Here is a 13,543-nt window from a genome sequence, read left to right as displayed (position 1 = left end):
AAAACTGGAGATGGTCAAATATGCTTGCTTCTAAATCATGGACTGAGAAAATATTGTTTTTAATTTTTGCAGTTTGCTTAATCCATAGTTTTTGGGGGATTAGCGGCGGCTGGAATAATCCTTTGATAGATGTCCACGCTTTTCGTCAAACTCAAACGGCCATCTCGGTCTTTTATTTACTCAAAGGTAGTCCTTGGTTAGCCTATGAAACCCCTGTTTTAGGAGTGCCTTGGTCAATTCCAATGGAGTTTCCCCTCTATCAAGGAATAGTTGCAATTTTAGTTAAGCTTTTTCAGACTCCCATTGACCAAACTGGTAGATTTGTGAGTGCTTTTTTCTTTTATTTAAGTTTGATTCCTATATATGTAATCCTATCTTATTTACAAGTAGCACGAGCTTTCCGTTGGCTGTTTTTGAGTTTATTTTTAGCCAGTCCTCTTTATCTGTTTTGGGCGCGAACATTCATGATTGAATCAACCGCCCTATTTTTCTCTTTAGCTTACCTGGCCTGTATTGCGGTTTATTTTCGCTATAAATCGCCAATTATTGCCTTACTAGCCTGTCTTTGTGGAATCGCTGCCAGTCTGACTAAAGTAACGACTATGGCTGGATTTTTAATTTTAGCTTCTGTCTGGATAGGTGCTAATTGGTTTAAGAAAGAGTCATCTCGTAACTTAGCGAGAGATTTATTGATACCGGTCGTTGTTTTTATAATCATACCCTTCCTTATAGCCAAAATTTGGGTTAACTTTACCGATGCCCAAAAGCTACTCAATCCCATGGCAGCAGATTTTATCACCTCGAAAGCTTTGAGAGATTGGAACTTTGGAACTATCGCTCAAAAATTATCTCGGTCACAGTGGAGAAATTATCTAACTAGGACTCTAAATGACGTTTTTGGCGGATTGATAATCAGCGTTATGGCTTTAGTAATATTACCAATTTTCACCTCAAAAAAGTTACTAAGTTATGGCTTAAGTTTACTATTTATATTGACAGTTGCCATTTTTACCAATTTGCATTTTGTTCATAACTATTATCCCTATGCTAATGCTATCTTTCTCCTCGGTGCTTCTGGATTTACCATCATGGGATTAATAGAGAAACAACGGAAAATTTGGCAGTCTGTAGGCTGGTTTTTCCTAGCTTTAATTTTGTTATCACAACTGCAATTTTATCGAGCTTTCTGGCATCCTAAAACAAAATTTTATAGTATCAATTACTTAGAAATTGCCTCTCAAGTCCAAACTGTTACTTCTCCTGAAGGTGTTTTGTTAATCTACGGAGATTATTGGAGTTCATTGATACCCTACTATAGTCAACGTCGTGCCTTAATGATTCATAATCAAGCAAGTGAGGAAGAATCAAAAAATGCTCTCTATAAGTTATCAAGAGCTAATTATCAAGTTGAGGCGATAGTTTTTTGCCGCAAAACAAGAGAAAACCGAGAAGATAAAAAATATTTAAATAGCCTGTATAATCCTAATGACAAGCCCGTTTTTTCTAACAAACGTTGTGATATATACATAACAAGACACGGTAAATAAGAGATAATCATCTGTAATTTATATTGAGTTGAGTTCCTTATGTTAACTAAAATCTACAACAATAAAATTTTCCGATTTCTCATCGCTGGAGGAGTGGCATTTCTAATTAACCTGTCCCTAATTTACTGGTTTATCTATGACTTGGGATTTACTACTCCTTGGCTCAAAAATGTGGCCAACGTTATCTCTATAGAAATATCTTTAATTGCTAGTTTCTTTATCTATAGAATCTGGGTGTGGACTGGAGGAGATTGGACAATCAGAGATGTGATTTTGATACAACTTCCTCTCTATCATCTCTCGGCAGGTTTAGCAGTTTTACTGCGAGTTTTCTTGATATTTCCCTTCTTAAACTGGTTAGGAATTAGCCCCGGAGTTAACACAATGATTGGGGTTTTAGTGGGAGCTAGTATTAATTATGTTGCCAGTGATAGCCTAATTTTTAAACCTAAGAATAAGACTAATGAGACAGAAATGTACTATCCCGAAGGATTAGCACCAGCTTTCCAGATGGACGGTTACTCTCACCCACGTCAATCAAGGGATAACTATGCAGTAAAAACCTTATCAATAGTTATTCCTGCTTACAACGAAGAAGATTGCATCGAAAGCACAACTCACTTAATATCTGAACGTTTAGAAGAGGATAAAATTGATTATGAAATCCTAGTGGTTAATGACAATAGCAAAGATAACACCGAAGCAGTTCTGCAAAAAATCAACCAAGAAAATCCCCGTATTCGCTACATCAATAACTATTATCCCAATGGTTTTGGTTTTGCGGTGCGCTGTGGATTAGAAAATTTTAGCGGTGATGCAGTGGCAGTAGTAATGGCAGATAATTCCGACTCTCCTGATAACATGGTGGACTATTATTATAAACTGCAAGAAGGCTACGATTGCGTTTTTGGTTCTCGTTTTATCAAGGGAGGAAAAGTTATTGATTATCCCATACACAAGTTAATCGTTAATCGTTTGGCTAATCTATTTATTCAAGTTTTATTTGGGCTAAAATTTAATGATACTACTAATGCCTTTAAAATCTATCGGAAGGAGGTTATCGAAGGAATCTCACCTCTACTGTCTCACCATTTTAATTTAACAGTAGAGATGCCCTTAAAAGCAATCGTGCGAGGATATTCCTACACGACAATTCCCATCACTTGGCGCAATCGTACCACGGGGGTTTCCAAGTTAAAACTCAAAGAAATGGGCAGTCGTTATTTATTTATAGTTCTCTCTATCTGGTTAGAAAAACACCTTTCTAGAGGCGACTATAAGCGCAAACAGAAAAAGAATCAAGTCGGTTGATAATTATTATCTAGAGGGGGATTTTTGATGACTAGACAAGTGTTAATTACTGGTGGTGCGGGTTTTGTGGGCAGTTCTTTAGGTTTAGGATTAGCCCAACGTTATCCCGATTGGAAAATTATCGCCTTAGATAACTTAAAACGTCGCGGTTCCGAGTTGAATATTCCCCGTCTTAAACAGGCGGGAATTGAATTTGTTCATGGAGATGTCAGAAATGCGGAAGACTTAGAAGCATCCGCTTTGCCAGTGGATTTAATCCTAGAATGTTCGGCAGAACCTTCCGTTTTAGCTGGTTATACTTCCCCTGGCTATGTTTTGCAAACAAACTTAATTGGAACGATTAACTGTTTAGAATTAGCTAGACAAACCCAAGCAGATTTTATTTTTCTCTCCACCAGCAGAGTTTATCCCATCGCCTATCTTAATCAATTAAACTATACAGAAACAGATACTCGTTTTCAGTTATCTGAACAGCAAGATTTACCCGGGGTTTCTGCTTTTGGTATCAGTGAACAATTTCCCCTAGATTTGCCCCGTTCTCTCTACGGTTCCACTAAGTTAGCATCAGAATTGATTATTAATGAATATGGGGATGCCTACGGATTAAGAACTTTAATTAATCGTTGTGGAGTTTTAACCGGTCCTTGGCAGATGGGAAAAGTTGATCAGGGAGTTTTTGCCCTTTGGGTAGCTAATCATTACTTTCATAAGTCCTTAAAATATATCGGTTACGGGGGTACGGGGAAACAGGTTAGAGATTTTCTTCATGTAGCTGATTTACTCGATTTAATCGATATTCAGATTGCTAATTTAGAACAATTCAAAGGGCAGACTTTTAATGTGGGGGGTGGGAAAGATTTTTCTTTGTCCCTTTATGAAACTACAAAACTATGTCAAGAAATCACGGGCAATAGTATAATGATTGAGGCAGTTCCCGAAAATCGCACTGGAGATATGCCAATTTTTATCACTGATTCTCGCAAAATCAGTTCTATAACTGCATGGCAACCCCAGCGAGACGGTAGAAAATTAATCCAAGATATTTTTGATTGGATTCATAATCACGAAAAGGAATTAAAAGGTATTTTTTAAAGAAAAATTCTGGAAATAAAGCTATGCAAATCCCCAAAATACTTACTTCAAAAACAATTGTTTTTAATTTAATTATTAGTCTAACTCTGACTTACTTATTTTTGGCATTTTTGCCGACGATACACTTAATAAATCCTGGATTAGATGCTTCTTGGTCTTACGGAATTAGTCAAGCAGCCAAGGAAAAGTTAGTTTTTGGAAAAGAGATAGTTTTTACCTATGGTCCTCTGGGATATTTAACTCAAGGAGCTGCTTTATCTAGCAATTTTAAGCAAATTATACTTTTCAGATTTGCAGTTCATTTTGTCCTATTAGGATTATTGATTTTAAGGATTATAAAGTTACAAAAAAATAGTCTTAAAGTATTGATATTAATTAATTTTATTTTTATATTTGTTCTAGGAATTCATTACAGCAATACTATAGGATTTACTACAGATTATCAAATATTTTCTATATTTTTACTGGCTTTAAGTTTTGAGAAATTTTTTGTAAAATATTTACAAGTAAATTCTATTATAGTAGGTATGTTTACTGGGTTAGCTATTTTAACTAAGTTAACCTTGGGAATTTATATAGCGGGTACTTTTTATCTCTTTTTATTTTCCAGCTTTTACCTAGCCTATAGAAAACAAAAACTAAAGAATTTGAGTAAATATATTCAATGCCTGTTTAACTTTACTTTAATCGCTATTTCCGTTGCTAGTATTTTTTTATATTCTGGGCAATCAATAACAGTTTTAACACAACTATTGGTTAATTTTATAATTTCTGGAATAGTAGCTTTTGTTATTGATAAAATTTTGAATAAAACAAGGCTGACAACATTTTTAAAAAAATTATTACCTTATCTAGTTTTTTATCTGTTTTATACAACTTCATTAATTCAAAGTTTTTCATCAAATAACTTTCCTTCTTTATATGAATATATACTCAATTCTTGGCAAATATCTTCAGGTTATTCCAGTGCCATGAGTCTTACAGGTTCTAAGAGAGCATTTATATCCTTGATCAGAGATATAAATGCTCTCTTAGCAATATTATGTTGTGCAGTGATAATAAATCTGCTGTTTCGTCTGTACAATAGTGGTTCAACCAGCCTAAGTATTGCCCTGCTATTTCCTCTATTTTTAGGATTTAAGCACGGATTTGTTCGTCAGGATTCCCATGTAGTGCTGTTCTGTATTATTGTCTTGCTAATTATCTCATTGTACTTGATCAAAATTGACGATAATCCAGTTAAAAATAAACCAAAATTATACATTACCTACTTAATCTTATTACTATCTTGTGTCGTTATTTCAACTCTTAGAAATTATCAATTTAGTAAACTCAATCCTGCCAAAGTAGCCAATAACATAAATATTGTTGTTTTACTGCTCGATAACAATAAATTTCAAGCAGAGGTTCAAAGGATTACGAGCGAAAATTTAGTTAAGTTAAATAATCGACTAAAACTTCCCGATTCTGTGCTGGAAAAAGTGCAAGGTAAAACTATTGATATAATTCCCTGGGAATTTTCACTTATTCCGGGCAATCAGCTTAATTGGAAACCGCGGCCGATTATTCAATCCTATTCTGCTTATACAGAAAAACTGGATAAACTAAATTATCAAAGCTTATCTCAATCTCCCAGAGATTATCTGATTTATCACTTTCAATCTATTGATGACAGACATCCTTTTTTTGATGAACCTAAAGCCTTTTCCTATGTGGTTTGTAATTATCAACTTGACTCGGTAAATTCGCCCTTCCAAGTCCCCGCAATCAAAACCAACTTTTATCTTCTAGAAAAACAAAAAGTCAGTCGTTGCAGTCCAACCCCTCTAGGAGAGACTACTAACATTACTTGGGATCAAGTCTATGAATTACCTACTCGTAATAGTAGGATTACTCGTGTTCAAGTTAAATTTGAATATTCTTGGTTGGGTAAAATAGTCAAACAACTCTTTAGAATCCCTCCCGTAATAATTAACGTTAATTATCTCGATGGAACTCAAGGCAATTTTCGCTTTGTTCAAGATAATTCAGCTAATGGAGTTATTCTTAGTCACTTACCAAGAAATGATCAGGAATTAATGGCATTTTTTCAAGGAAAATTACCACCACAAGTCAAATCTTTTAGCTTTTCTGTCAGTAATCCTCTGCTATTCTCCCCAGAAATAAAGGTAACACCTCTTTGGGAAGTTGACACTGGTTCATGACTTTTTCCGAAAATCGCACTGGAGATATGCCAATTTTTATCACTGATTCTGGCAAAATCAGTTCTATAACCAGATGGCAACCCCAGCGAGACGGTAAAAAATTAATCCAAGATATTTTTGATTGGATTCACCCCGATGAAAAGGAATTAAACGGTATTTTTTAACTGAACAATTATGCAGAAAACATCTCTCAAATCACCTGTAGTCGTCAAGGGAATACTAATTATCATTACCGCTTACTTTTTTTTGGCAAATTTGCCTATTATTGATTGGCTAGAAATTGGTTTAGATGCTTCTTGGGCTTTTGCCATTAGTGATGCTGCCCATAAACAGTTAATTTTTGGCCAAGATATTATCTTCACCTATGGACCCCTAGGCTATCTGGTTCATGGCACATCTTTAAACCACAACTTTTCCCAAATTATCTATTTTCGCTGGTTGATACACCTTTGTCTATTAGCGGTGGTTATTCTCAGATTATTATTTATTAAAAGCTATAGCAATCAAATAGTTTTTGTGCTGTCAATTATTTTTGCTACTCTAGTAGGAAATCCCTACAACAGTATCGGCTTTACCGTTGATTATCAGATGATATTTATCCTCCTGATACTAATGTCTTTTGATAACTTTTTTCAAAAGTACATCAACTATTTAGCTATAGCTATTGGCATGATCACTGGGTTCTCTATACTCACGAAACTAACTTTAGGAATTTATCTAGCGGGCAGCCTGTTTATCTACATAATCGTTAATATTGTTCGGGGATATTTTCAGAAGTCATCATCGATAGTTATAAAAAATATTATCGCCAGTATCAACTTAACTTTAACCATTCCTTCCATCGCCTTTATTTTTCTCCATCCAGCGTCTTATAACCGAGCCTTTATCCACATTATAGTTAATCTTTGCATTGCTGGAGGAGTGGCTTTAACTCTCTGGTTTATCGTCAGATCTGCCCGCCTATCGGCACCGCCCTTATTAAGGGATGCAGGGGGGATCAAAGGCAAAATCTATCTTCTATTTAATCAGAATCACTTACTTAACTTGTTACCTCTGTTAGTATTTTATGGGCTTTATGGGTTACTTCTCCTCCAAACAATTAATCTAAATAGTTTTCCCTCTCTCATGGGATATTTAAGCAATTCTTGGCAAATTTCTTCTGGTTATTCTACTGCGATGAGTATTGTAGGAAATTACCCACATTTACTAATTGCTTTGCTCTGCTTTGCCTTAAGTTTGCTTTTAATGTCGCTGGCAATTATGGATCAAAAAATTAGTCTGGCTATTGCCTATATTTTTCCTGTGTTTTTATCATTTAAGCATGGATTCGTTAGGCAAGATGCTCACGTTGTTGTTTTTACACTTGTGGTTATTCTCTTAGCTTCTCTCTATACAACAATTATTAAAAAATCTCGGTTTAAGAAAATTGCTTATTGTGCTTGGGGAATAATTTTTTTGGGATGTATTATTATTACCTCTAGTCCTAATTGGACTATATTGGAAAATGCTCGCCAGTGGAGTAATTTCAGTCCCGATAGAGTGGCTAATAATATTGGGGTTGTCATTTCCTCTATGCTTAATCCCACAGAATTAAAAATGCGAGGTGAAAGGAGTACAACTAAAAATTTACAAGTCATTGCTACCGCTACCAAAATACCCGATTCTGTGCTGGAAAAAGTGCAAGGTAAAACTATTGATATAATTCCCTGGGAATTTTCACTTATTCCGGGCAATCAGCTTAATTGGAAACCGCGGCCGATTATTCAATCCTATTCTGCTTATACAGAAAAACTGGATGAACTAAATTATCAAAGCTTATCTCAATCTCCCAGAGATTATCTGATTTATCACTTTCAAGCTATTGATGGCAGACATCCTTTTTTTGATGAACCTAAAGCCTTTTCCTATGTGGTTTGTAATTATCAACTTGACTCGGTAAATTCGCCCTTCCAAGTCCCCGCAATCAAAACCAACTTTTATCTTCTAGAAAAACAAAAAGTCAGTCGTTGCAGTCCAACCCCTCTAGGAGAGACTACTAACATTACTTGGGATCAAGTCTATGAATTACCTACTCGTAATAGTAGGATTACTCGTGTTCAAGTTAAATTTGAATATTCTTGGTTGGGTAAAATAGTCAAACAACTCTTTAGAATCCCTCCCGTAATAATTAACGTTAATTATCTCGATGGAACTCAAGGCAATTTTCGCTTTGTTCAAGATAATTCAGCTAATGGAGTTATTCTTAGTCACTTACCAAGAAATGATCAGGAATTAATGGCATTTTTTCAAGGAAAATTACCACCACAAGTCAAATCTTTTAGCTTTTCTGTCAGTAATCCTCTGCTATTCTCCCCAGAAATAAAGGTAACACCTCTTTGGGAAGTTGACACTGGTTCATGACTTTTTCCGAAAATCGCACTGGAGATATGCCAATTTTTATCACTGATTCTGGCAAAATCAGTTCTATAACCAGATGGCAACCCCAGCGAGACGGTAAAAAATTAATCCAAGATATTTTTGATTGGATTCACCCCGATGAAAAGGAATGGCTCTTCTAGGTTCTGTGTGATAAGTTTAACTTACAATATGATCGCTCAATCTTTGTGTCCTTTGTGTCTTTGTGGTTTCTTTCACTCGCTCGCCAGCGGGACTGTATCTTAGAATACATTTTGCCCACCAAACCTAAGAGAGCCAAGGAATTAAACGGTATTTTTTAACTGAACAATTATGCAGAAAACATCTCTCAAATCATACTAAATCTAGTTATTAAAAACTGATTATTTATTCCCCCTTTTGCCTCTTGCATGAGTGCCTATCGGCTATTCTGGTTTATGTGTGGAAACGAAGCCTATGCTGATAGTTTCTTCGGCAAAATAGTCGTAAAAGTCCTTCTCAGTCAACATTTCACGATTCCATAAGCAAAAATTATCACACAAAGTCGAGAAGAGCCGCCTATCCTGATAGGTTACCTATACTCAACGGATTTAGTATCACAAGTAAAGGTTTTTCTTTTGTCAGGGTGAATCTCTTGAAAAAGTTTTTCAGTGACTCTCTTGATTTCCGATGCGGTTTTGTTTTTGGCTAATCCTGCTACTAAAAATTTTGAGGCTTTCTCCATATATGTAACGAGAACTCCTAGATGATTGCCTCCAATCATTGTGTCACTTTCCCAATGACCGATTTCGGTTTTCTGGTCAGCAATTGCTGGTCGCTCGCTAATATCTAAACGCATTGGAATCCCTCCACGCTTACTTTTTGCTCCATTTTGACTCCTTCTTTTTCCTTGTCCTTGACGTAGGTATTCTTGATATTTTCCACAGTCAAGGGTAGTTTTGATAGATCATTTGATAGATGGTTTCATGACTGAGCTATTCTTGACCAGCTTTTTTCAGATGACCTGCTATTTGTTCGGGACTATGATAATTTTTCAATCCTTATTTCACCAACTCTAAGGCCGACTCGCTGACATTTTTAAAGGGTTGTTTGGCATTTTTTCGGCACGTCTCGCTTTCAGCTTGTGCTATGTTAGGTAGATAGCAGCTGAGAAAACTTTGATTCCTTCTTAATTCTCGTGATATCGTGCTTTGATGACATCCGAGCCAGACGGCCATTTGCCGTTGAGATAAATTCCCCTCTTGACTAAGAAGGGGAGAAAGCATGGAGAGGTGAGAAATAAGAGTTTGTCTTCCTTCTAACTCCTTTCCTTCACCCCTAACTCTTTGATGGGGAACTGACATGAGCAATACTACCAAAAAGGTTCGGATACCTACACTATCGAGAAAGCGAGGTTGTTTTGCACTATAGAGATAACGAAGGAACTGATAGGGGTGGGTATCACCTAAAAACCGAGTACAGTTCCGATTCTAGAAATCACTATAGTTGTATCGGAGCAGCACAAAGATTATGGGAAAAGTAGTTGGAATTGACTTAGGGACGACTAACTCCTGCGTTGCGGTTATGGAAGGGGGCAAACCCACCGTTATCGCCAACGCCGAAGGGTTTAGAACCACGCCCTCAGTCGTCGCCTACGCCAAAAATGGCGAGCGCCTAGTAGGACAAATCGCCAAACGTCAAGCGGTAATGAACCCGCAAAATACTTTTTATTCCGTCAAACGCTTCATCGGCCGGAAATTCAACGAAGTTACCAACGAAGCCACAGAAGTATCCTACAAAACTCTCCAGGACGGCAACGGCAACGTTAAATTAGACTGTCCCGCCCAGGGCAAACAATTCGCCCCCGAAGAAATTTCCGCCCAGGTACTGCGGAAACTGGTGGAAGATGCCAGTAAATACCTCGGCGAAACCGTTACCCAAGCAGTCATCACCGTACCCGCTTATTTTAATGACTCCCAACGTCAAGCCACCAAAGATGCCGGAAGAATTGCCGGGATTGAAGTTCTCCGCATTATCAACGAACCCACCGCCGCCTCTCTTGCCTACGGATTAGACAAAAAAGCTAACGAAACCATTCTCGTTTTTGACTTGGGTGGGGGAACCTTTGACGTATCGGTTCTAGAAGTCGGTGATGGTGTCTTTGAAGTTCTTGCCACCTCTGGAGATACTCATCTTGGTGGTGATGACTTCGATAAAAAAATCGTTGATTACTTAGCCGGAGAATTCAAAAAAGTTGAAGGAATAGATCTCCGTCAAGATAAACAGGCTCTGCAACGTCTCACAGAAGCGGCAGAAAAAGCCAAAATTGAGCTTTCTAGCGTTACCCAAGCGGAAATTAACCTGCCCTTCATCACCGCTACTGCCGAAGGGCCAAAACACCTAGATACCACGTTAACCAGAGCTAAATTTGAGGAAATTTGCGCCGATTTAATAGATCGCTGTCGGATTCCCGTCGAAAACGCCATCCGTGATGCCAAAATCAATAAATCTGCCCTCGATGAAGTGGTTCTCGTCGGTGGTTCAACCCGGATTCCCGCCGTCCAGGAATTAGTTAAAAAAGTTCTGGGCAAAGATCCTAACCAAAGCGTTAACCCCGATGAAGTGGTAGCCGTAGGCGCTGCTATTCAAGGTGGTGTCCTCGCCGGTGAAGTCAAAGATATTCTTCTGCTGGATGTTTCGCCCTTGTCTTTGGGTGTGGAAACCCTCGGCGGTGTGATGACGCGGATTATTACCCGCAACACCACTATTCCCACCAAAAAATCGGAAGTTTTCTCCACAGCAGTAGATGGACAAACTAACGTGGAAATCCACGTCCTGCAAGGGGAACGGGAAATGGCCAAAGATAACAAGAGTTTGGGAACTTTCCGACTCGATGGCATCCCTCCTGCTCCTCGTGGTGTGCCTCAAATTGAAGTGGTTTTCGACATCGATGCTAACGGTATTTTAAATGTCACCGCTAAGGATAAAGGTACAGGAAAAGAACAATCGATCAGCATCACCGGCGCTTCTACCTTGCCCCAAAATGAAGTGGAACGTATGGTTAATGAGGCAGAATCGAACGCCTCGGCCGATAAAGAACGTCGTGAACGCATTGAACGTAAAAATCAAGCTGATTCCTTGGTTTATCAAGCAGAGAAGCAGTTAGCCGAGTTGGGCGATAAGGTTCCTCTATCCGAGAAAAATAAAGCCCTAGCGTTGGTTAAAGATCTGAAAGAGGCGATCGCCCAAGAGGATGATGGTAAGATCAAAACCATCTTACCGGAATTACAACAAGCCCTCTACGCGATCGGTAGCAGTATGTATCAGCAAGGAGTCCCTAGTAATCCCACTGGTGGCAATGATGATAATGGCCCCTCTGGTGGTGCTGGTGGTGGCGATGATGTCATCGATGCGGAATTCTCCGACGCTAAATAAAAATTAAGTTCTTAGCTTCGGGAAGGACACAAGGTAACTTGTGTCCTTTTTTTGTTGCAGCTTTCTTAAAGATAAGTCTGTCACCGAAAATTAGGACTAAACTTAGGTAGGGCTTGCTGAATAAATCTAAAAACCTTGTTGGATAAGACTTTTAGACTTTTTTTCCCTCAAAAAGTGCCAGCCATTGCGGGGATCGGGGGCAAAATCCCTGGACTTTTTCCCTGAAAATTAGGCAACTGACTACCTCAAAATCGGTAAAACCCCACACCCCACACCCCACACCCTGCCCCCAGGAAAAGCTTTTTCAGCAAACCCTAAGTAAACCATCTTGGAGGACTAAGATTAAGAAAATGGAAATTTACCAATTTAGCGAACGCCAGACAATTATTATTGCTATTCTAGTCCTCTATCTCGGTAAGTATTTAAGCAAAAATATCAAATTTCTACAATATTATAACATTCCTGATGCCGTTGCTGGTGGTGTCTTGGCTTCCTTATTTTTCGGTCTATTTTTTGCTGTTTTTAAATGGCAAATTGAATTTAGCCTTAATGTTCGGGATGCCCTGTTAATCGTTTTTTTTACTACTATCGGTCTGTCCTCAAAACTAAAAACCCTGCTGCAAGGGGGGAAACCCTTGCTAATTTTATTGATAACTGCCGTGGTTTATCTCATTCTACAAAATTTAGCCGGTCTAGGAGTGGCAAAAGTGATGGGATTAGATTTACCCATCGGTTTGATTGCTGGTTCCGTTTCTTTGAGTGGGGGTCACGGGACTGCCATTGCTTGGGCTCCTATTTTTCGTGATAATTATGACATCGTCAAAGCATCAGAAATTGGTGTAGCTAGTGCTACTTTTGGGCTAGTTTTAGGGGGAATTATTGGCGGACCGGTGGCTCGATGGTTAATTACGAGAAATCGACTGCGAGCCAATAATCAAGACCAAGATTTAACGGTGGGAATTAAACAAAGCCAGAGGAATGTTAATATCGATTACAATACAATGCTCCATTCAATCTTGGTGATTGGTTTAACTATCGGTTTGGGTATTCAGATTAACTACTGGGTAACTACCCTCGGTTTAAAATTACCAGATTTTGTCAGCTGTTTATTGGCAGGAATTATCCTGACTAATACCGTACCTTTGCTATTGAAACGCTTTCCTTGGCCTGCTAATACGCCCTCTTTAGCCTTAATTTCTGATGTTAGTCTCGGTTTGTTCCTATCTATGTCCTTGATGAGTTTACAATTATGGACATTGATTGATTTGGCCGGACCGATTGCTATCCTGTTATTAGTGCAGTTCTCACTCAGTATTATTTATACTGTTTTATTGGTCTTTCCCTTAATGGGAAAAAACTATCATGCTTCAGTAGTTTGCGCCGGTTATTTGGGTTTAACTCTAGGGGCAACTCCCACAGCGATCGCCAATATGACCGCGGTGACGGAACATTTTGGCGCTTCTCCCCAGGCATTTATTATTGTTCCTTTGGTGGGGGCATTTTTTATTGATTTGTTTAATGCTTTTATCATCCAGCAATTTTTAAATTTTCTGACTTAAAAATTTTCGCCAAATCAAGTAA

9 protein-coding genes and 1 pseudogene are annotated in these 13,543 nt (G+C 38.1%); 9 read left to right on the top strand and 1 reads right to left on the bottom strand.

Features of this window, described 5'->3' with window-relative positions; genetic code table 11:
• Nucleotides 1-20: 20 nt before the first annotated feature.
• From ACE3JL_RS18005 to ACE3JL_RS17975, 7 genes are read left to right on the top strand one after another with little or no spacing between them, the layout of a single operon-like run.
• Nucleotides 21-1,547: an ArnT family glycosyltransferase gene (locus tag ACE3JL_RS18005; protein ID WP_375328069.1), complete on the top strand. Its 1,527-nt coding sequence runs from the start codon at nt 21-23 to the stop codon at nt 1,545-1,547.
• Nucleotides 1,548-1,586: 39 nt separating this feature from the next.
• Complete coding sequence (locus tag ACE3JL_RS18000; RefSeq protein WP_375328068.1) at nt 1,587-2,858, top strand: glycosyltransferase; 1,272 nt, start codon at nt 1,587-1,589, stop codon at nt 2,856-2,858.
• Between the two features lie 27 nt (nt 2,859-2,885).
• Nucleotides 2,886-3,950: an NAD-dependent epimerase/dehydratase family protein gene (locus ACE3JL_RS17995; RefSeq protein ID WP_375328067.1), complete on the top strand. Its 1,065-nt coding sequence runs from the start codon at nt 2,886-2,888 to the stop codon at nt 3,948-3,950.
• A 23-nt stretch (nt 3,951-3,973) separates the two neighbouring features.
• Nucleotides 3,974-6,154 (top strand): hypothetical protein, encoded by a 2,181-nt coding sequence (locus ACE3JL_RS17990; RefSeq protein WP_375328066.1) that lies wholly within the window; start codon nt 3,974-3,976, stop codon nt 6,152-6,154.
• Nucleotides 6,151-6,318: a hypothetical protein gene (locus ACE3JL_RS17985; protein ID WP_375328065.1), complete on the top strand. Its 168-nt coding sequence runs from the start codon at nt 6,151-6,153 to the stop codon at nt 6,316-6,318. The genes ACE3JL_RS17990 and ACE3JL_RS17985 overlap by 4 nt, the downstream gene beginning before the upstream one ends.
• A gap of 10 nt (nt 6,319-6,328) precedes the next feature.
• Entirely contained in the window at nt 6,329-8,554 is a 2,226-nt protein-coding gene (locus ACE3JL_RS17980; RefSeq protein ID WP_375328064.1) for a hypothetical protein, read from the top strand.
• Nucleotides 8,551-8,712 (top strand): hypothetical protein, encoded by a 162-nt coding sequence (locus tag ACE3JL_RS17975; RefSeq protein ID WP_271990964.1) that lies wholly within the window; start codon nt 8,551-8,553, stop codon nt 8,710-8,712. The genes ACE3JL_RS17980 and ACE3JL_RS17975 overlap by 4 nt, the downstream gene beginning before the upstream one ends.
• 431 nt (nt 8,713-9,143) lie before the next feature.
• Here ACE3JL_RS17975 and ACE3JL_RS17970 read toward each other — a convergent pair.
• Nucleotides 9,144-9,813, bottom strand: a pseudogene (locus ACE3JL_RS17970) (IS30 family transposase); the annotation flags it as partial.
• 244 nt (nt 9,814-10,057) lie between these two features.
• On the opposite strand from ACE3JL_RS17970, the gene dnaK reads away from it, so the two are divergent.
• Nucleotides 10,058-11,962, top strand: a complete 1,905-nt coding sequence (gene dnaK, locus ACE3JL_RS17965; RefSeq protein WP_375328063.1) for a molecular chaperone DnaK — start codon at nt 10,058-10,060, stop codon at nt 11,960-11,962.
• A gap of 350 nt (nt 11,963-12,312) precedes the next feature.
• Entirely contained in the window at nt 12,313-13,521 is a 1,209-nt protein-coding gene (gltS, locus tag ACE3JL_RS17960; RefSeq protein WP_271990960.1) for a sodium/glutamate symporter, read from the top strand.
• Nucleotides 13,522-13,543: the final 22 nt, after the last annotated feature.

Origin of the sequence: Microcystis sp. BLCC-F210 (assembly GCF_042134685.1) — a bacterium.
Lineage (GTDB): Bacteria > Cyanobacteriota > Cyanobacteriia > Cyanobacteriales > Microcystaceae > Microcystis > Microcystis aeruginosa_D.
The sequence above is the reverse complement of the archived record's forward strand: the minus strand, read 5'-3'. Positions and strand labels throughout refer to the sequence as shown.

Bases quoted from the DNA above. Each gene is read 5' to 3' on its own strand.
- dnaK (WP_375328063.1), top strand. From the start codon at position 10,058: ATGGGAAAAGTAGTTGGAATTGACTTAGGGACGACTAACTCCTGCGTT.
- ACE3JL_RS18000 (WP_375328068.1), top strand. From the start codon at position 1,587: ATGTTAACTAAAATCTACAACAATAAAATTTTCCGATTTCTCATCGCT.
- ACE3JL_RS17990 (WP_375328066.1), top strand. From the start codon at position 3,974: ATGCAAATCCCCAAAATACTTACTTCAAAAACAATTGTTTTTAATTTA.
- ACE3JL_RS18005 (WP_375328069.1), top strand. From the start codon at position 21: ATGCTTGCTTCTAAATCATGGACTGAGAAAATATTGTTTTTAATTTTT.
- gltS (WP_271990960.1), top strand. From the start codon at position 12,313: ATGGAAATTTACCAATTTAGCGAACGCCAGACAATTATTATTGCTATT.
- ACE3JL_RS17985 (WP_375328065.1), top strand. From the start codon at position 6,151: ATGACTTTTTCCGAAAATCGCACTGGAGATATGCCAATTTTTATCACT.
- ACE3JL_RS17980 (WP_375328064.1), top strand. From the start codon at position 6,329: ATGCAGAAAACATCTCTCAAATCACCTGTAGTCGTCAAGGGAATACTA.
- ACE3JL_RS17995 (WP_375328067.1), top strand. From the start codon at position 2,886: ATGACTAGACAAGTGTTAATTACTGGTGGTGCGGGTTTTGTGGGCAGT.
- ACE3JL_RS17975 (WP_271990964.1), top strand. From the start codon at position 8,551: ATGACTTTTTCCGAAAATCGCACTGGAGATATGCCAATTTTTATCACT.